This is a genomic window from Patulibacter sp. SYSU D01012 (genome assembly GCF_017916475.1).
In the GTDB taxonomy this organism is placed as follows: domain Bacteria; phylum Actinomycetota; class Thermoleophilia; order Solirubrobacterales; family Solirubrobacteraceae; genus Patulibacter.
Genome location: NZ_JAFMTB010000003.1, coordinates 416,905 through 435,904 on the forward strand (window position 1 = coordinate 416,905; position 19,000 = coordinate 435,904).

Annotated in this window: 15 protein-coding genes; 7 read left to right on the forward strand and 8 right to left on the reverse strand. The window is 76.1% G+C overall.

Going from position 1 to position 19,000, the window contains the following annotated elements:
- Positions 1–3: 3 nt before the first annotated feature.
- Positions 4–1,566 carry an MFS transporter gene (locus J3P29_RS17795; protein WP_210495588.1) on the reverse strand — a complete coding sequence of 521 codons (1,563 nt, stop codon included), beginning with the start codon at positions 1,564–1,566 and terminating at the stop codon, positions 4–6.
- Between the two features lie 268 nt (positions 1,567–1,834).
- On the opposite strand from J3P29_RS17795, the gene J3P29_RS17800 reads away from it, so the two are divergent.
- Genes J3P29_RS17800 through J3P29_RS17815 form a run of 4 tightly spaced genes read left to right on the forward strand, consistent with a single transcriptional unit; the run spans position 1,835 to position 4,459 of the window.
- On the forward strand, positions 1,835–2,230 hold the full coding sequence (locus J3P29_RS17800) for a helix-turn-helix transcriptional regulator (protein ID WP_210495590.1): 396 nt from the start codon (positions 1,835–1,837) through the stop codon (positions 2,228–2,230).
- Positions 2,227–3,021: a molybdate ABC transporter substrate-binding protein gene (gene modA, locus J3P29_RS17805; RefSeq protein ID WP_210495591.1), complete on the forward strand. Its 795-nt coding sequence runs from the start codon at positions 2,227–2,229 to the stop codon at positions 3,019–3,021. The genes J3P29_RS17800 and modA overlap by 4 nt, the downstream gene beginning before the upstream one ends.
- Positions 3,022–3,024: 3 nt before the next feature.
- Positions 3,025–3,828, forward strand: a complete 804-nt coding sequence (locus J3P29_RS17810) for an ABC transporter permease subunit (RefSeq protein WP_210495592.1) — start codon at positions 3,025–3,027, stop codon at positions 3,826–3,828.
- Complete coding sequence (locus J3P29_RS17815) at positions 3,815–4,459, forward strand: ATP-binding cassette domain-containing protein (RefSeq protein WP_210495594.1); 645 nt, start codon at positions 3,815–3,817, stop codon at positions 4,457–4,459. Before J3P29_RS17810 ends, J3P29_RS17815 begins: the two co-directional genes overlap by 14 nt.
- A 116-nt stretch (positions 4,460–4,575) precedes the next feature.
- Here J3P29_RS17815 and J3P29_RS17820 read toward each other — a convergent pair whose 3' ends face one another.
- From J3P29_RS17820 to J3P29_RS17845, 6 genes are all read right to left on the reverse strand, one after another.
- Positions 4,576–6,465, reverse strand: coding sequence for a metallophosphoesterase (locus J3P29_RS17820; RefSeq protein WP_210495596.1), 1,890 nt, complete (start codon positions 6,463–6,465; stop codon positions 4,576–4,578).
- 297 nt (positions 6,466–6,762) lie between these two features.
- The gene (locus J3P29_RS17825; protein WP_210495597.1) at positions 6,763–7,200 is read right to left on the reverse strand and encodes a hemerythrin domain-containing protein; all 438 of its coding nucleotides are present in this window, start codon (positions 7,198–7,200) and stop codon (positions 6,763–6,765) included.
- A gap of 91 nt (positions 7,201–7,291) precedes the next feature.
- Positions 7,292–8,092 (reverse strand): respiratory nitrate reductase subunit gamma, encoded by an 801-nt coding sequence (gene narI, locus J3P29_RS17830; protein ID WP_210495599.1) that lies wholly within the window; start codon positions 8,090–8,092, stop codon positions 7,292–7,294.
- Positions 8,089–8,751: a nitrate reductase molybdenum cofactor assembly chaperone gene (narJ, locus tag J3P29_RS17835; protein ID WP_210495600.1), complete on the reverse strand. Its 663-nt coding sequence runs from the start codon at positions 8,749–8,751 to the stop codon at positions 8,089–8,091. The genes narI and narJ overlap by 4 nt, the downstream gene beginning before the upstream one ends.
- Entirely contained in the window at positions 8,748–10,367 is a 1,620-nt protein-coding gene (gene narH / locus J3P29_RS17840) for a nitrate reductase subunit beta (protein ID WP_210495601.1), read from the reverse strand. The genes narJ and narH overlap by 4 nt, the downstream gene beginning before the upstream one ends.
- Entirely contained in the window at positions 10,367–14,065 is a 3,699-nt protein-coding gene (locus J3P29_RS17845; protein WP_210495603.1) for a nitrate reductase subunit alpha, read from the reverse strand. Before J3P29_RS17845 ends, narH begins: the two co-directional genes overlap by 1 nt.
- Positions 14,066–14,256: 191 nt before the next feature.
- Here J3P29_RS17845 and J3P29_RS17850 point away from each other — a divergent pair, with 191 nt between their 5' ends.
- Positions 14,257–15,513, forward strand: coding sequence for an MFS transporter (locus J3P29_RS17850; RefSeq protein ID WP_210495604.1), 1,257 nt, complete (start codon positions 14,257–14,259; stop codon positions 15,511–15,513).
- A gap of 13 nt (positions 15,514–15,526) precedes the next feature.
- On the opposite strand, the gene J3P29_RS17855 is transcribed toward J3P29_RS17850, so the two are convergent.
- Positions 15,527–16,435, reverse strand: a complete 909-nt coding sequence (locus J3P29_RS17855; protein WP_210495606.1) for a LysR family transcriptional regulator — start codon at positions 16,433–16,435, stop codon at positions 15,527–15,529.
- 174 nt (positions 16,436–16,609) lie between these two features.
- Here J3P29_RS17855 and moaA point away from each other — a divergent pair, with 174 nt between their 5' ends.
- Both moaA and glp read left to right on the forward strand, forming a co-directional pair.
- Positions 16,610–17,644, forward strand: a complete 1,035-nt coding sequence (gene moaA / locus J3P29_RS17860) for a GTP 3',8-cyclase MoaA (RefSeq protein ID WP_210495607.1) — start codon at positions 16,610–16,612, stop codon at positions 17,642–17,644.
- On the forward strand, positions 17,641–18,933 hold the full coding sequence (gene glp, locus J3P29_RS17865) for a gephyrin-like molybdotransferase Glp (protein ID WP_210495608.1): 1,293 nt from the start codon (positions 17,641–17,643) through the stop codon (positions 18,931–18,933). Before moaA ends, glp begins: the two co-directional genes overlap by 4 nt.
- Positions 18,934–19,000: the final 67 nt, after the last annotated feature.

Sequence of the window (19,000 nt, forward strand, 5' to 3'; positions counted from 1 at the left end):
GGGTCAGACGGACGCGCCGGCGACGCTGGGGACGAGCCGGCCGGCGGGGGCGCGGCGCAGGTAGCAGGCCCACGTCACGAGGGCCATGGCGAGGTAGGCGCCCAGGAACACCCACAGGGCGCCGACGGACCAGTCGGCGTGCTGCGCGGCGGCGGCGACCTTGGCGGCGGGCGTCTCGGCGGCGGTGACGGCCTGCGACGCGCCGAGCGACGCCTGGCGGAACGCGAGCTGGATGAGGAAGCCGCCGAACGCGCCGACGGCGCCGGCGATCCCGATGACCGCCGCGGCCTGACGCTTGAAGTCCAGGCGCGTGGCGGCGTCGTCGCCCTGCCGGCGGCCGAGCGCGGCGAAGATCGCCGGGATCATCCGGTACGTCGAGCCGTTCCCGGCGCCGGCGAGGACGAAGATCGCGACGTACGCGCCGAAGAAGACGCCGAAGGAGCGGCCGTTCACGCCGGCGATCGCGACGAGCGTGGCCGCCGCCATCCCCAGGAAGCACGCCAGGGTGACCCGCGCCCCGCCGACGCGGTCGGCGAGCCAGCCGCCCAGCGGGCGGGCGACGGAGCCGACGAGCGCGCCGACGAAGCCGAGCCCGGCCAGGTACGTCGCGATGAACGGATGGTTGGCCAGGAACTCGGGGAACGTGTTCTTGACGACGAGCGGCAGCGCGAAGCTGTAGCCGATGAACGACCCGAAGGTGCCGATGTAGAGCACCGAGACGATCCAGGCGTGCGGCTGCCGCGCGGCCCGGGCGTACGAGCGCGGGTCCGCCTTCGCCTGGGTCAGGCTGTCCATGTACCGGTACGCCCCGACCGCCGCGATCGTGATCAGCGGCAGCCACATCAGGCCGGCGTAGGCCAGGTGCACCTCGTGCGGCGACGCCTTCACCGCGGCGGCGGGGACGCCGACGATGATCACCAGCGGCACGAGCAGCTGGGTGACGGCGACGCCCAGGTTGCCGCCCGCGGCGTTGATCCCCAGGGCCGCGCCCTTGCGGCGCTCGGGGTAGAAGTACGAGATGTTCGCCATGGAGGAGCTGAAGTTGCCTCCGCCGAACCCCGCCGTCGCGGCGCACAGCGCCAGGACGAGCAGCTGCGTGTCGTGCGCCTGCTCGCGCAGCCAGCCGCTCGGCACCACGATCGCCAGCAGCAGCGCCGGGACGAAGAGCAGCGACGCCGAGAAGACGGTCCACGCGCGGCCGCCGAAGCGCGGCACGGCGAACGTGTAGGGGATGCGCAGGAACGCGCCGACCAGGTTGGGCAGCGCGGTCAGCAGGAACGTCTCCGCCAGCGAGAGCGCGATGCCGACGTTGGGCAGGTTGATCGCGACGATGCCCCAGATCGCCCACAGGCAGAAGCCGACGTGCTCGGCGAAGACGGAGAGGGCGAGGTTGCGGCGGGCGATCCGGCGGCCCTTGCGGGCCCAGAAGGCCTCGTCGTCGGGGTTCCAGTCGTCGATCCACCGGCCGCGGCGGCGGGCGCGTGGCGCGGCGGCGGCGCGGGCCGGCGCGGCGAGCGCGGCGGCGGGGTCGGGACGGTCGGTGATCTCGGGGTCGTGGAGGCGCATGGCGGGGCGGTGTGGGCTGGGGGTCGGGAGGGTCCGCGGAGTGGTGCGGGATGCCGATCCGGTGGCCACCGGGGCGACGTGTCGACGACGTGCACCGAGGCTAGGTCCGGTCGGGAGGGGCGCCGTTGTCCGACCGGGGCAGGTTCGGCCGGCGACCTTGTCCGCCGGGTGTTGGACGCGTGGAGGGGGACGGGTGGCCCCCTGGACAAGCGGCGGGGCGGCGTTCGGCGGGCCGGCGCATAGGCGCTGCCTGTGCAACAGTCTCGGCATGGACGACGCCCTCTCCGTCGGCGACGCCGCCAAGGCGCTCGGGATCAGCGCCGACACGCTCCGTCGCTGGGACCGCGGCGGGCGGATCCGGACGGTGCGCGACGAGCGCAACCAGCGGCGCGTGCCGCGGGCGGAGATCGAGCGGCTGACGTCCCGTCCGGAGCGCCACGCGACCGGGGACGGGGTGTCGGCCCGCAACCGCTTCGCGGGCACGGTGCTCTCGGTCGAGGTCACGGGCGTCGTCGCGCTCGTCGAGATCGAGGCGGGGCCGCACCGCATCACGTCGCTCATCACGCGCGACGCGGTCGAGGAGCTGGGGCTGGCGCCCGGCGTGGCCGCGACGGCGATGGTGAAGTCGACGTCGGTCATGGTGGAGCGGGGGACGGCGGCATGAGCCGGCCGTCGCGGCGCCGGGCGACCGCCGTCGCCGCGGCCCTCCTGGCGGCGGCCGGCGTCGCGGGCTGCGGGGGCGACGACGCGACCGACCGGGGCGCGCGCCCGACGCTGACCGTCCAGGCCGCCGCGTCGCTGACCGACGCCCTCACGGCGTGCGCGAAGGACTACGCGCCGGCGAGGGTGCGGCTGTCGTTCGGCGGCTCGGACGAGCTGGCCGCCCAGATCCGCCAGGGCGCCGGCGGCGACGTGCTCGCGGCCGCGAACACGACGATCCCGCAGCAGCTCCACGAGGAGGGCAAGGTCGGCGCGCCGGTGGCCTTCGCCGGCAACGAGCTGGTGCTGGCCGTGCCCGCCGACGGGGCGACGGTCGGCGGCCTCGACGACCTGGTGCGCGACGACGCCGCCACGCTGGCGATCGGCTCGGCGAGCGTGCCGGTGGGCTCGTACACGCGCAAGGTCCTCGCCCAGCTGCCGGCCGCGCAGCGCCGCGCGATCGAGGCGCGCGTCCGCACGGAGGAGCCGGACGTCAAGAGCGTCCTGGCGAAGCTGCAGCAGGGCGTCGTCGACGCCGCGTTCGTCTACCGCACCGACGTGCGGGCGACGAAGGGCGCGGTGCGCGCGATCGCGCTGCCGGCGCGCCTGGGGCCGCGGGCCGCCTACGCCGCGGCGGTGGTCGTCGGCACGCCGCAGGCCGCGGCGGCGCGGGCCTTCGTCGACGACCTGCGCTCGGGGGGCTGCGGCCGGGCGCTGCGCGCGGCGGGCTTCCTGCCGGCCGCCGCGGCCCGGTAGCCCGTGCGTCGTCCCACCCCGTTCGGCCTGCTCGCGGGCCTGGCGCTGGCGGCGGCGCTCTGCTTCCTGGCCCTGCCGCTCGTCGGGATCCTCACCGACGTGCCGCCGGGCGACCTGTGGGCGAGCCTGCGGACGAGCGAGAGCCTGACGGCGCTCGGCCTGTCCGTCGCCGGGTCCGCGCTGGCGGTCGCGATCGTCGTCCTGGTCGGGACGCCCGCCGCGTACGCCCTGGCGACGTGGCGCTTCCCGGGGCGCGCCGCGGTCAGCACGCTGCTCGAGCTGCCCCTCGTCCTGCCGCCCGCGGTGGCCGGCATCGGCCTGCTCGCGGCGTTCGGGCCGAACGGGCTGCTCGGCGGCGCGCTCGCCGACGCCGGGGTGCGCCTGCCGCTGACGTTCGGGGCGGTCGTCCTGGCGCTCGTCTTCGTCGCCGGGCCGTTCCACCTGCGGCAGGCGCAGAGCGCCTTCGCGGCGCTCGATCCCGCGACGCTCGACGCCGCGCGGCTGTCCGGGGCGCGCGAGTCGGGGGTGTTCCTGCGCGTGGCGGTGCCGCTGGCCGCCCCCGGGCTGGGGGCGGGGGCGACGCTCGCGTTCGCCCGCGCGCTCGGCGAGTTCGGCGCCACGCTCATGTTCGCCGGCTCGCTGGCCGGGGTCACGCGGACCGCGTCGCTGGAGATCTACGCGCGCTTCGGCACCGACTTCCCCGGTGCGATCGCCCTGTCGGCGGTCCTCGTCGTCGTCTCGGCGGTGCTGCTGCTCGGCGCCCGGCTGCTGGGGGCGCGCGGGGAGGGCGACCGTGCTGCGCGCTGAGCTCGAGGTGCGGCGCGGCGACCGGGCGTTCGCGGCCGACGTGGCGGTGACGGCGGGCGCGATCGCCTTGGTGGTCGGGCCCTCCGGCGCGGGCAAGACGACGGTCCTGCGGGCCCTCGCCGGGCTGCTGCGCCCGGACGCCGGGACGGTCGCCTGCGGCGGGGAGACCTGGTTCGACGCCGCCCGGGGGATCGACGTGCGGCCCCGCGAGCGGCGCGTCGGGGTGGCGGTGCAGGAGGACGCGCTCTTCGGCCACCTGCCGGCGTGGCGCAACGTCGCCTTCGCGCTCGGCGACCGCCCGCGCGCCGCGCGCCGCGCCGCGGCGCTGGACTGGCTCGACCGGCTGGGCCTGGCGGATCGCGCGGACGCCCGGCCGGCGGCGCTGTCGGGCGGCGAGCGCCAGCGGGTGGCGCTGGCCCGCGCGCTGGCGCGGCGCCCGACGGCGCTGCTGCTGGACGAGCCGTTCTCGGCCCTCGACGCCGCCGCGCACGACGCGGCGGCCGCGGTCGTCCGGGACGCGGTGGCCGCGCTGGGCGTCCCCGCCCTGGTCGTCAGCCACGACCCCCGCGACGCCGCGCGGCTGGGCGCCGCCGCGCACGAGCTGCGCGACGGGCGGCTGCGGGTGGGCTAGCGGACGCCCCGCGGCGCGCCCGCCGGCAGAGCCGCGCCGGCGGGCCGGGCCGCCGGGTCGCCACCGCGGCGGGGCGGGGCGGGGCGACGGCCGCAGGCCGCCGCCCCGCGCGGCGCTCAGCCCAGGCGCACCGGCAGCGCCAGCCGCTCGCCGCCGACGCGCACGCGCAGCAGGTAGCGGCCACGCCCCAGGGGGCGCGGGGCGCGCAGGGTGGAGAGCGGGCCGCGCGCCACCGTGCGGCCGCCGCGGACGAGGCGCGCGGGCCCGACGACGAGCCGCGCGCGGCCGGCCGCGCCCCGGACCGTGCAGACGACGTGGCGGCGCCGGGACGCGGGCGCGACGCGGCAGCGCACGCGCGCGTCGCGGCCGGCCGGGCCCCGGGCGCCGGTCGCGCCGGCCGGGCCGACCGCCCCCGTCGCGCCGGCGGCGCCGGGCCGTCCCGCCGCGCCGGGCGCCCCGTCGCGCCCGTCCGTCCCGGCCGGTCCCGTCGGCCCGGCGGGCGGCGCGTCGCTGCCCGGCACCGGCACCTGGGGGATCGTGAAGCTGTCGACGGGCTGCCCCGTCGGCACCAGGCCGCCGGTCACGGGGTCGACCGCGTCCGTCCGCACGAAGCGGGCGCTGATCGACCGCTCGCCGAACGTGAAGAGCAGCACCGCGGGCATCGTCGCGGTGGACTGCGACCAGGCCACCCACGGCTCCGCGTCCAGGAGCCCGTCGTAGTTCTTGCCGGTGGTCGACTGCTCCAGGTACGTGGTGCCGTGGCCGGGCGCGACGATCTCGGGGGAGACCTTCGGCTCGCCCTCCTGGCGGTCCTTCGTCGGCACGCCGACGAGCGGGAAGCTGCGGACGTTGTGCGCGTCGTGGCCCGAGACGACGGCCTCGACGCCCCAGCGGTCGAAGATCGGCAGCACGTCGTCGCGCAGCTCGGGGTCGGCGTACTCGGGGTACACGCGGCTCGTCTTGGAGTGGAACGGCGGCTGGTGCATCACGACGATCTGGAAGCGCGTGCGCGTCGACGCGGCCTTCAGGTCGGCGTCCAGCCACTCCAGCTCGCGCTTCCACGCGTCGGGGAACGCCGACGGCTTGGCGCCGGGGCTGGCCTCGAGGATCGTCCAGTGCACGCCGTCGTAGTCGTAGGAGTACGAGCGGTCCTCCTGGCCGGCCGGGCCGTTGGCCGGGTTGGGGAAGTGCGCGTAGTACAGCGGCGACGCGGTGCCCTTGACCGCCGTGTTCTTGTACTCGTGGTCGCCGAGGGCGGAGAGGAACGGCACGCTGCCCAGCAGCGACCGCGTCGGCTCGGGGTCCAGCAGGTGGCCGTCGGGGAAGGCGTAGGTGCCGCTCAGCAGGCGGTCCCACTTGTCCTCCTGCGTGCCGTCGTTGAGGTTGTCGCCGGACGAGACGACGAACGCCGGCCGCGTGGGCTGGCGGCGCACGACGTCGTTGGCGTGGTTCAGGCCCACGACGCCCTGCACGCTGTAGTCGCCCGGGTGCGCGGCGCCGAAGGGGACGACGTCGTCGCCGTCGTCGACGTGGACCTCGCCGTAGGTGGCGGCGGTGTACGGGGCGTCGCCGCCGCGCGCGGTCGCGAACGTGCCGGGGGCGACGCCGGCGGGGGTGACGTCGGTCGTCGCGAACCAGTCGTAGCGGGCGCCGGGCGTCAGGCCCGTGAAGGTGCCCGTGAAGAACGCGTAGGACGGCCCCGTGCCGGCCTTGCCCTGCGCGTCGCGCCGGGTGAGCGGCAGGACGCGGCAGTCCGTCGGGGCCGGGACGCGCACGCAGGCCGCCGCCCCGCCGTCGCCGCCGGCGGGGCGGGCGTACGCGCGGGCCGTGGTGTCGGCCGCGGCGGCGTCCTCCTTGAACGTCACGGCCATCGTGGTGCTCGTGTCGCCGGTGAAGGCCAGGTGGGCCTGGGTGATCGCGGCGGGCGCGGCGGCGCAGGGGACGAGGACGGCGGCGGCGGTGAGGGCCGCCGCGCGGCGCACGCGGCGCAGGGGTGCTGGGGTCATGGGGACTCGTCGGTCGGTCGGGAGCGGGGCGGCGCCGGGGGCGGACGCGCCGCCGGAACGCAACCGCGCCCGGCCGGCCAGGACGTGACCGGACGGTGACCGCCGGCGACCTGGCGCGTCCCCGCCGGGTGCGAGCGCCGACGCGCCGACGCGTACGCCGTCCCGCGGCCGCGCGGCTGGACGGACGCCCGAGCCCGGCGGCCCGCCGCTCGACGAACGTGCGTACGCGGACCGGCCCGCGCGGAAGCGGGGACGCGGGCCCGGTCCGGCCCGCCCGCACCGCAGGCGGCCCGGCCGTCAGGCGTCGTGCGCGGCTCGCAGCTCGCCGGCCAGCGCCGCGAGCCGCTCCGCCGGCAGCGTCGCCTCGATCAGCGGGAACAGCTCGCGCTCCTCCAGCCGCACGTGCTCGCTCAGCCGGGTGCCCAGGGCGACGAGCTCCTCGACGTCGGGATCGCCGTCCGCGAACGCCCGACGGGCCCGGCAGCGCAGCTCGACGTGGTCGCCGAGCGCGCGCAGCACGAGGGGATCGTGGGCGCGGCCGACCTCGGCGAACGCCGGCAGCAGCACCTGCTCCTCGATCTCGAAGTGGCGCTCGCCGCCGTCCCGCCAGAAGGCGCGGAACGCGGCGCGGGCCGCCTCGGCGTCCCCGCCGTCCGCCCGGCGCAGCGTCTGGGCGACGAACAGCGCCTGGTGGTGGTCGTGGGAGAGCGTGACGAGGGACGGGTCGCGCTTCATGCCCGCGACCCTCCCACGGCGGCCGGTCGGCGCGCCGCGACGACCGGCCGGGGCTCGTGCGCCCCGGCGCCCGGGGCGTCCGCGGGCACGGTCACTCCCCCGCCGAGCTCGGGGTGCCAACGGTCGGCGACGCGGCCGGCCCGCCCGTCGAGGCGGGGACGGTCGGCGCCACCGACGCCGCCGGCCGGCGCAGGCGCGGGTGCGACGGCCGCGGCGCGCGGCGGCGGTACAGGACGTGCGCGCGCGACAGGTAGCCGAGCGGCAGCGACCACGCGTGCACCAGGCGCGAGAACGGCCACAGGGCGAAGAGCGCCATCGTCGACATCGCGTGCAGCTGGTAGAGCAGCGGCGCCTCGAGCAGGGCCTCGGGCCGCGGGGTCATCAGGAACAGGCCGCGGAACCACGGCGAGACGGTCTCGCGGTAGTTGTGGCCGTCGCCGATGATGTTCTCGCCGATGACGCACCACATGCCGGTGCCCATCGCGATCAGCAGCAGCGCGTAGGTGGCGTGGTCGGTCCGCGACGTCGTGCGGCGGACGCGGGGGATCGCGGTGCGCCGGACGATCAGAATGAGGAAGCCGACGACCATCACCAGGCCCACGGTCAGGCCCGAGTAGACGGCCATCGTGTGGTACGCGTGCTCGCTCATGCCGATCGCCTCGGTGGCGGACTCGGGGATGAGCAGGCCGACGAGGTGGCCGAAGATCACGGCGACCATGCCGTAGTGGAACAGGTTGATCCCGATGCGCAGCCAGCGGCCCTCGAGCAGCTGGGTCGACCGCGTGGTCCACGCGAGCTGGTCGTGGCGCCAGCGCCAGACGTGGCCGACGACGAAGGTCGTCAGGCACACGTAGGGCAGGACGACGAAGAGGAGGACGTCGAGACGGCTCATGCTGCGGCTCCACAGGGGGACGGGGCGGGCGTGCGGCCCTCGCCGCCCATGGACTCGGGGGGCCCGAACGGCTCCAGGCCGACGTCCTCGCCGGGAGGACCGTCCTGGGCCAGCTGCAGGGCCGCGGCGGCGTCGTCCTCGCGCAGCGGGCCGAGCTGCGCCACGAGGGCGTCGAGCAGGGGCGCGTAGGCGCTCCCCGCCTTGTGCAGGCCGCCGCGCAGCAGCTCGAGCGCGGGGCGGAAGTCGGCGAGCAGCAGCCCGCCGTCCTCCGCGCCGAGCGCGTCGGCCAGCTCGAGCAGCAGCGGCAGGTGGTCCGGCAGCTCGCCGCCGAGCACCTCGACGCCCAGGCGGGCGTACAGCCGCCGCAGCTTGAGCAGCGCGACGCCGCGCTGCCGCCGGTCGCCGTGCGTGACGTACGTCAGGTCGAGCGCGCAGCGGCGGTCGAAGTCGAACGTCGCGGTGTACCGGCGCGAGGCCGCGAGGTCGTCGATCGCGGCGCCCCGGTCGTCGCGCAGCAGCGCGGAGCAGCCGAGCAGCAGCCCGTCGCGCACCGGCCCGGGCGGCAGCTCGTCCGCGGCGTCGAGCACGTCCGGCCACAGCGCGACGAGCTCGGCGTCCGGGTGCGCGAGCAGGAGGGACAGGAGCTTGAACGCGGTCATGCGCCCGGCTCCGTCCGCAGTCGGCCCTCGGCCTGCAGCCGCTCGCGCCGCTCCTGGCGCTCGAGCGCCCGCTTCTCGCGCAGCGCCCGCAGCCTGCCGTTGCCGGCGATCTGCGTCATCGCGAGCGCGCCGCCGCTGAGCGACGCGCTGGCCGCCTCGGGCTCCACGGTCGCGGCCTCGGGCGCGCAGGCGCCGGGCCCGCCGGGGAAGTCCAGGCCGCACGAGCCCTGGCTGCGGTCCAGCTCCTCGGCCAGCTCGCGGTGGGCGGGCGGGATGACGAAGCGGTCCTCGTACTTCGCGATCGCGAGCAGCCGGTACAGCTCCTCCATGTCGCGGTCGTCGCCGACGCCGTCGATCGTGTGCTCGCGCATGTACGAGCGCATCGCCGCCAGCCGCTTGAGCACGCGGCGGATGACGCCCTCGTCGCCGGCGCTCAGCAGCTCGGCCAGGTACTGGATCGGGATCCGCAGGTCGTCGATCGCGCCGAACACGTCGTCGGGGTCGGCCTGCGCGCCCTGGCCTTCGACCGTCCCCATGACGGGGGAGAGCGGCGGCACGTACCAGACCATCGGCAGCGTCCGGTACTCCGGGTGCAGCGGCAGCGCGACCTGGTGCTTCATCGCCAGCGCCCACACGGGGGAGCGCTCGGCGGCGACGAGCCAGTCCTCGGGCATCCCCTGGCGGCGGGCCTCGGCCTTGATCGCCGGATCCGTCGGATCGAGGAAGACGTCGAGCTGCGCGTCGAGCAGCTTCTCGGGGTCCTCGACCGACGCGGCCGCCTCGACGCGGTCGGCGTCGTAGAGCACCAGGCCGATGTAGCGGATGCGCCCCACGCAGGTCTCGGAGCAGACCGTCGGCAGGCCCGCCTCGATGCGCGGGTAGCAGAGGGTGCACTTCTCGGCCTTGCCGGTCGAGTGGTTGAAGTAGACCTTCTTGTACGGGCAGCCGGACATGCACATCCGCCAGCCCCGGCAGGCCTCCTGGTCCACCAGGACGATGCCGTCCTCCTCGCGCTTGTACATCGCGCCGGAGGGACACGACGCGACGCACGCGGGGTTCAGGCAGTGCTCGCAGATGCGCGGCAGGTACATCATGAAGACCTCCTCGTAGGACGCCTTCACCTCCTGCTCCATCGCCTCGATGTTCGGGTCCTTCGGCGTCTGCGTCGGCCCGCCCGCGAGGTCGTCCTCCCAGTTGGGACCCCACTGCAGGTCGATCGGCCGGCCGTCGAGCTTGGACACCGAGCGGGCGACGGGCTGCTCCTTCTGGCGCTTCGCCGTCTGCAGGGTGCCGTAGTCGTAGGTCCACGGCTCGTAGTAGTCGTCGATCGACGGCAGGTCCGGGTTGTGGAAGATCGTGGCGAGCTTCTTCAGCCGCCCGCCCGCCCGCAGCCGCAGCCGTCCCTTCGTGTCGAGCTCCCAGCCGCCGTGCTGCTCGTCCTGGGCCTCCCAGCGCTTGGGGTACCCGACGCCCGGCTTCGTCTCGACGTTGTTGAACCACATGTACTCCGCGCCGTCGCGGTTGGTCCACACGTTCTTGCACGTCACCGAGCACGTGTGGCACCCGATGCACTTGTCCAGGTTCATGACCATGGCGACCTGCGCCTTGATGCGCATCAGAACTGCACCTCCGTACGGCGCTTGCGCACGACGGTGACCTCGTCGCGCTGGGAGCCGGTGGGCCCGTAGTAGTTGAACCCGTAGGCCAGGTGGGCGTAGCCGCCGATCAGGTGCGTCGGCTTCATGTGGATCTGCGTGGGCGAGTTGTGCGTGCCCCCGCGATGGCCCGTGGTCTCGGAGATCGGCACCTGCACGTGGCGGTCCTGCGCGTGGTACATGAACGCCGCCCCGACGGGGATGCGGTGCGAGATCACCGCGCGGGCGGCCACGACGCCGTTGCGGTTGAGGACCTCGATCCAGTCGTTGTCCGCCACGTCGATCTGCGCGGCGTCGTCCGGGTTGAGCCAGACGACGGGCCCGCCGCGGAACAGCGTGAGCATGTGCAGGTTGTCCTGGTACGTCGAGTGGATCGACCACTTCGAGTGCGGCGTCAGGTAGCGCACGACGATGCCGTGCTCGCCGTCGGCCCCCAGGTGGCCCGCCAGGTCCATCGGCGCCTTGTACGTCGGCAGCCCCTCGCCGAGGTCGCGCATCCACGCGTGGTCGCTGTAGAACTGCTGCCGGCCGGTCAGCGTCCGCCACGGCATCAGCCGCTCGACGTTGATCGTGAAGGGGGAGTACCGGCGGTCGCGGCCCTCGATGCCGGACCACTCGGGCGAGGTGATCGTCTTGCGCGGCTGCACGGAGACGTCCGCGAACGTGTGCATCTCCTCCTCGCGGTCCTCCGCCAGGTCGGCGAGCGGGGTGCCCGTGCGGCGCTCCATCTGCCGGAAGCCGTCGACGGCCAGGCGACCGTTCGTCGCGCCCGACAGCGCCATGATCGTCCCCGCCGCGTGGCGGGCGGTCTGCAGGCGCGGCCGGCCGTCGGCCAGGCCCCCGCGGACGGTGCCGTTCTGGCCGCGCAGGTGCTCCAGCTCGGGCGTCACGTCCTTGCTCGTCAGCCCCTTCCACGACACGCCGAGCTCGTCGACGAGCGGCCCGAGGGCGCGCATCTTCTCGCCGACCGCGCCGTAGTCGCGCTCGACGACGACGAGCTTCGGCATCGTCCGGCCCGGCACGGGCTCGCACTCGCCGGCGCGCCAGTCGCGCACCTCGCCGAAGGGCTGGGCCAGCTCGTCCGGCGTGTCGTGCTGCAGGGGCACCGCGACGACGTCGCGGCGGACGCCCAGGCGCGGGCCGGCCAGGCGCGAGAACTCCTCGCCGATCGCCTGGAACGCGTCCCAGTCGGTGCGGGTCTCCCACGGCGGGCTGATCGCGGCGTTGAACGCGTGGACGAACGGGTGCAGGTCCGTCGTCGAGATGTCGTCCTTCTCGTACCAGGTGGCCGCCGGCAGGACGACGTCCGCGTGCAGGCACGTGCCGTTCATGCGGAAGTCCATCGCCGTCAGCAGGTCGAGCTTGCCCTCGGGCCCGTCGTCCTTCGTGCCCCAGGCGACGTCGTGCGGGCGCGTGCCCTCGGGCGCCGGGTCGTTGCGCACCGCGTGGGTGGGGACGCCGAGCAGGTGCTTGAGGAAGTACTCGTGGCCCTTCGACGACGAGCCGAGCAGGTTGGAGCGCCAGACCGTCATCACGCGCGGCCAGTTCTCGGGCGCGCTCGGGTCCTGGGCGGCGAAGCCCAGGCGACCGGCCTGCAGCTCGCCGACGATGTGCTCGGCGGGCGCGACGCCGGCGGCGTCGGCCTCGGCGGTCAGCTCGAGCGGGTTGCGGTCGAACGTCGGGTAGCTCGGCATCCAGCCCAGGCGGGCGGCGAGCGCGTTGGCGTCGGCGGGGTGCGCCGCGGGATCCGACGTGCCGGGGCGGGCCGGGGCCAGCGGCGAGCGCAGGTCCTCGCCGCCCGTGCGGTCGTAGCGCCACTGCTCCGTGGCCAGGTAGAAGAACGGCGTGGCGGCCTGCTGCCGCGGCGGGCGGCTCCAGTCCAGCGCGAAGGCGATCGTGCCGAAGCCGGTGATCGGGCGGACCTTCTCCTGGCCGATGTAGTGGGCCCAGCCGCCGCCGTTGACGCCCTGGCAGCCGCAGAGCATCACCAGGTTGAGCATCGCCCGGTAGATCAGGTCGGAGTGGAACCAGTGGTTCGTCCCCGCGCCCATGACGATCATGGAGCGGCCGTTCGTGCGCTCGGCGTTGCGGGCGAACTCGCGGGCGATCTTCGTGCACTGGTCGGCCGGGACGCCGGTGATGGCCTCCTGCCAGGCCGGCGTGTAGGGCGCCGGGTCGTCGTAGTCCGCGGCCCACTCGCCGGGCAGGCCCGCGCGGCCGACGCCGAGCTGCGCGCACAGCAGGTCGAAGACGGTGGTGACGGCGCGGCCGCCGACGTGGCGGACGGGGACGCCGCGGACGAGGACGCCGTTGCGCTGGCCCTCGGCGGCGGGGTCGAAGCACGGCAGGCGCAGCTCGGCGCGCTCGGCCTCGCGGCCCAGCAGCGTCAGCGCCGGGACCACGTCGCCGAGCTCCAGGTTCCAGCGGCCCTCGCCCTCGGCGCCCCAGCGGTCGCCGATGCTGCCGTTCGGGACGACCGGCGCGTCCGTCGCCTCGTCCAGCACGACGGTCTTCCACTCCGCGTGCTCGCTGCCGGCCGGCGCGCCGTCCAGGTCGGACGCGCGCAGGTAGCGGCCGGCGACGTAGCCGCCGTCGGGGTGCGGCTCGAGCGCGACCAGGTTCGGCAGGTCGGTGAACCGGCGCGTGTAGTCGTCGAACCACGGCACGGTCCGCTCGACGTGGAACTCCTTCAGGATCACGTGGCCCATGGCCATCGCCAGCGCGCCGTCCGTCCCGGGCTGCGCCGGCAGCCAGTCGTCGGCGAACTTCGTGTGGTCGGAGTAGTCGGGCGAGACGACGACGGTCTTCTGCCCCCGGTAGCGCGCCTCCGTCATGAAGTGCGCGTCCGGCGTGCGCGTCATCGGGATGTTCGAGCCCCACATCATCAGGTAGCTCGCGTCCCACCAGTCCGCGGACTCGGGCACGTCGGTCTGGTCGCCCCAGATCTGCGGCGACGCCGGCGGCAGGTCGGCGTACCAGTCGTAGAAGCTCAGGCAGACCCCGCCGATCAGCGACAGGAACCGCGTGCCGCCGGCGTACGAGGTCATCGACATCGCGGGGATGGGCGAGAACCCCATGACCCGGTCGGGGCCGTGCTGCTCGACCGTGTGGACGTGCGCGGCGGCGACGAGCTCGGAGACCTCGTCCCAGTCCGCGCGCACCAGGCCGCCCTTGCCGCGCGCGTCCTGGTAGCTGCGCCGCGCCTCCGGGTCCGCCTGCACCGCGGCCCACGCCTCGACGGCGTCGCCGCCGTGGGCGGCCTTCGCGGCCCGGTACGCCTGCAGCAGCTCGCCGCGCACGTACGGGTGGCGGATCCGCAGCGGCGAGTAGACGTACCAGGAGAAGGACGCGCCGCGGGGGCAGCCGCGCGGCTCGTACTCCGGCATGTCGGGGCCGTTCGACGGATAGTCCGTCTGCTGCGTCTCCCAGGTGATCAGCCCGTCCTTGACGTGGACCTTCCACGAGCAGGAGCCGGTGCAGTTCACGCCGTGCGTGGAGCGCACGATCTTGTCGTGCTGCCAGCGCCGGCGGTAGAAGCGCTCCCACGCGCGGGGGTCGTCGCGGACCTCGGACCAGCCCTCGGCGGAGGGCTGGCCGACGAGGAAGCGCCGCGCGCCGATGCGGGCGAGGCGCTGGAGGCGGTCGGGGGTCGTGGCCATGTCGGCGACGGTAGACGAGCCGCGGCCCGGAATGTAGTCGTTTTGGCTATCTCTGCGGCGTCCCCGGAGGCCGCTACGGGAAACCCGCAGTCGGTCGCGTAAGGCGCCTGGATGTGGGAAGTTGCGTCCGGGCCGAGGATGCTGACGAACGCGCGAACGGCGCGACGCCCAGTCGGAAAGTGAATGACCTGATGCGCACGACGAGCCCCGACCGCCCGGACCCTGCCGGCCCCGCCGACGCGGCGACGCCCGCCCGGCGCGCGGGCGACACCCGCAACCTGCTGATCGCCACCCTGGCGTTCGGCGTCTGCTTCTACGCCTGGAGCCTCCTCGGTCCGCTGGCCCCCGACCTGGAGCGGCAGCTCGGCCTGAGCGAGCTGCAGTCGGCCGTCATGGTCGCGGTGCCCGTCCTGCTCGGCGCGATCCTGCGCGTGCCGTTCGGGCTGCTCGCCGACCGCCACGGCGGCCGGCGCGTCTTCGCGATCCTGATCGCGGCGAGCATCGTCCCGGTCGCCGGGCTGGCGCTGCTGCACTCCGCGTTCGCGACGATCCTCGTCCTGGGGCTGGTGCTCGGCATCGCCGGGGCCTCCTTCGCCGTCGGCGTCCCGCTCGTGAACGGCTGGTACGCCCCGGAGCGCCGCGGCGCCGCGCTCGGCCTGTACGGGATGGGGATGGGCGGCACCGTCGTCGCGGCGCTGACGGCGCCGCGGATCGCGGACGCGACGTCGCTGACCGTGCCGTTCGTCGTCGCCGCTGTCCTGCTCGCGCTCGTCGGGCTGGTGTTCGTCGCCGTGGCCCGCGACGCCGCGCCGCCGGCCGGCGGGTCCGGCTCGCTGCTCGCCCCGCTCGCCGTCTTCCGCACGTCCGGGCGGGCGTGGGCGCTGACGCTCTTCTACTTCGTCGCGTTCGGCGGGTTCGTCGCGATGTTCCTCTACCTGCCCAAGCTGCTGACGGGCGTGCACGAGCTGACGAAGACGGACGCCGGCACCCGGGCCGCGGGCTTCGCCCTGCTCGCCGTCGTCGGGCGGCCGCTCGGCGGCTGGCTCGCCGACCGGCTCGGGGCGGGGCGCGTGCTGCGCGGGTCGCTCGGCGCCACCGCGCTCCTGGCCGTGGTCCTGGGGCTGACGTACGAGCAGATGCTCCCGCTGGCCTGCTGCTGCCTGGCAATCGGCCTGGCCTTCGGCCTCGGCACAGGTGCGGTGTTCAAGCTCGTCGCCGAGTGGTTCCCGCAGGAGGTCGGCGCCGTCACGGGCGTGGTCGGCGCGGCCGGCGGCCTGGGCGGCTTCTTCCCGCCGCTCGTCATGGGCGTGGTGAAGGGCGCGACCGGCGGCTACGCCCTGGGCTTCGTCCTGCTGGCCGTCCTGGCGGCGACGGCGCTCGGCGTCCTCCTGCTGCTCGAGCGGCCGGCGCGGCGCGAGGACGGCGTGCGGGCGGGCGCGGCGGCGTAGTGCGGGTCGTCGCCTACTCCGGCACCGCGGCGCTCGCGCGCAGGTGCTCGGCGAACGTCCGGGCCGCCGGCCCGGCCCCCGCGCCGACGAGCGCCCAGCAGCGCCGCCGCAGCTCCACGCCGGCGACGCTGCGCACGAGCAGGCCGTCGCGGGTCTCGTCGACGGCGTGGCGGGACAGGATCCCCGGCACGCCGCGTGCCCGCACCGCGGCCTTGACCGCGGCGGGCGAGCCGACCTCGAGCACCGGCGGCGCCAGCGTCAGGCCGATGCCGGCCAGCGCCCGGTCGAGCGTCGTGCGGATGTGGGCGCCGGGGTCGCGGCCGACGAGCGGCCGGGCGGCGAGCTCGGCCGCGGGGATCGCGTCGAGCGCGGCCCACGGGTCGTCGGGCGACACCACGACGACGACCTCGTCCTCGAGCAGCGGCACGTGGCCGTCCCGCTCCAGGTCCTCGTCCAGGTCGGCGGCGGCGACGCCGACGTCGGCGCGGCCCGCCTGGACGTGGGAGCGGACGACGGCCGAGTTGGCGACGGTCAGCTCGATCGGCCGCGGCGCGCCGTCGGGGGCGAACGACGCGATCGCCGCCGGGACCACGAGCTCCGCGAACGCGGGGCTGGCGCTCACCCGCAGCGGCTCGGTCGTCTCGGCCAGGTCCCCCAGCAGCGCGTCGACGACGTCGGCCTGGGCGACCAGGCGGCGCGCGTCGGGCAGCAGCCGCCGGCCCGCGGCGGTCGGGTCGACGCCCGCGGCGGACCGGTGCAGCAGCCGCACGCCCGCGACGTCCTCCAGGCTGCGCAGGCGCTTGGACAGCGACGGCTGGGTCAGGCCCAGCCGCGTGGCGGCGCGCCCGACCGACCCCAGGTCGACGGCGTGGACGAACGCCCGCAGGTCGCTGATCGTGGCGGAGGCGCGGACGGGCGGCACCGCCGGTGGATACCACGTGGCGCCCGCCGGATCGCGGCCCGTCGGTCGCCCGCGGGTCCTCTGCCACACTAGGGGCGGTCGCCGCCGCCCCCGGGCGGCGCTCCCCCCGACCCGCCGCGCCGTGCGTCCGCTCCGTCCCTCCCGCACCCGTCGACCCGCCGCCGGAGGCCCCCGATGAGCGTGCCCGCCACGCGGTCCGCCGCGTCGCCCGGCCGCGTCGCCGAGCCGCTCGTCGACGGCTGGGGCCGCACGATCCGCGACGTCCGCGTGTCCGTCACGGACGTCTGCAACCTGCGCTGCACGTACTGCCTGCCCGAGTCGGGCATCGCCTGGCTGCCGAAGGACGAGCGCCTGGACGACGACGAGACCGTCCGCCTGGTCCGCGTGCTGGCCGGGCTGGGCGTCAGCACCGTCCGCGTGACGGGCGGCGAGCCGCTCGCGCGCGCCCACCTGCCCGCGCTGATCGAGCGCCTGGACGCCGTCCCGGGGATCGAGGAGATCTCCATGACGACGAACGGCGTGCTCCTGCACCGGCACGCCGACGCGCTCGTCGCCGCGGGCGTCCGGCGCTTCAACGTCTCCATCGACTCCGTGCACCAGCGGCGCTTCGCCGAGCTGACGCGGCGCGACGTGCTGCCCGCGGTGCTGAAGGGGCTGGCCGCGCTCGACCCGTACCGCGACCGGGTGCAGATCAAGCTCAACGCCGTCTCGCTCCGCGGCATCACCGAGCACGAGGCCGTCGACCTGGTCGGCTTCGCCCGCGAACGCGACCTGCAGCTGCGGTTCATCGAGGTCATGCCGCTCGACGCCGACGGCGCCTGGACCGAGGACCACGTGCTGACGGGCGACGAGGTGCGCGAGATCATCCACGCGCGCTGGCCCGTCGAGGCGCTGCCGCGCGAGCGCTCGTCTACCGCCCGGGTGTGGCGCTTCCTCGACGGCGGCGGCCACGTCGGCTTCGTCTCGTCCGTCACGGCGTCGTTCTGCGGCGACTGCGACCGCATCCGCCTGACCGCCGACGGCCAGCTGCGCACCTGCCTGTTCGCCCACGACGAGACCGACCTGCGCGCGGCGCTGCGCGGCGGGGCGTCCGACGACGAGCTGGTCGCGCTGATCCGCGGCGCCGTCGCGGCGAAGCAGTGGGGGCACGAGATCCACAAGCCGGGCTTCCGTCCGCCGGCGCGGCCGATGAGCGCGATCGGCGGATGAGCACGGCGCCGCTGACGCCGCTGGGCGACGCGATCGCCGTCGCCCGCCGCCTGGGCGCCGCGCTCGCGCTCGGCCACGAGCACGTGCCGATCGCCGAGGCGCTCGGCCGCACGACGAGCGCCGACGTGCGCGCCGTCCGGGCGCTGCCGGGGTTCGCCAGCTCGGGCATGGACGGGTTCGCCGTGCGCGCCGCCGACCTGGCCGGCGCGACGGACGACGCCCCCGTGGCGCTGCGGATCACGGCGGAGTCGCGCGCGGGCGCCCCGGCGGCCGCCGCGGTCGGCCCGGGCGACGCCATCCGCATCGCGACCGGCGCGGTCGTGCCCGACGGCGCCGACGCCGTCGTGCCGTACGAGGAGGTGACCGAGGCCGGCGGCCGCGCGACCTTCACGGCCCCGGCCGCCCCGGGCGCGTTCGTCCGGCCCGCCGGCACGGACGTCGCGGCCGGCGCCGTCCTGGTCCCAGCCGGCACGCGCCTGGCCCCGCACCACCTGGCGCCGCTCTCCGGGGCCGGCCACGGGCAGGTGCCGGTCCGCCGCCGCCCGCGGGTGTCCGTCCTGCTCACCGGGGACGAGGTCGTGCGCGGCGCCGGCCCCGACGCCGCGCTGCCGCCGGGCCACGTCCACGACGTCAACGGCGTCGTGCTGCCCGCGCTCGTCCGCACCTGGGGCGGCGAGCTGGCCGAGGTCGTGCCGCTGCCGGACGACCGCGACGTCACCCGCGACGCGATCGCCTGGGCGTCCGGCGACCTGCTGGTCGTCTGCGGCGGCATGTCGATGGGGCCGCACGACCACGTCCGTCCGGCGCTCGACGAGCTGGGCGCGCGGGCCGAGCTGTTCCGCGTGGCGCTGCAGCCGGGCAAGCCGACGTGGCTGGGCACGCTGCCCGGCGAGGACGGCGCCCGGCCCGTCCTCGGTCTGCCGGGCAACCCGGCGTCCGTCTTCGTCACCGCCACGCTGCTGCTGCGCGCCGCGCTCGACGCCGCGCTCGGCCGCCCGCCCGCGGCACCGCTGCGCGGCCGGCTGACCGCGCCCACCACGGGCCTGCCGGGCCGCACCGCCGCGCGCCGCGCCTGCGTCTCCGTCTACGGCGAGGGCACCCTGGCCGTGACGATCCTCGACGGCCAGGCGTCGCACCTGCTCGGGTCGCTCGGCGCGGCGAACGCCCTGGCGATCGTGCCGCCCGACGAGCAGCTGCAGGCCGGCGCCGTCGTCGACCTGGTCCCGCTCGAGCCCGCCGACGCGTGGGCGCACGCGGGCGGCTCCGTGCACGACCACCCCCGCCTGTGAGCGCGTCGTCTCTCCGCGTCGTGCGCCGCCGCGCCGACGCGCCATCCGTCCTTCCCGTCGTCCCCCG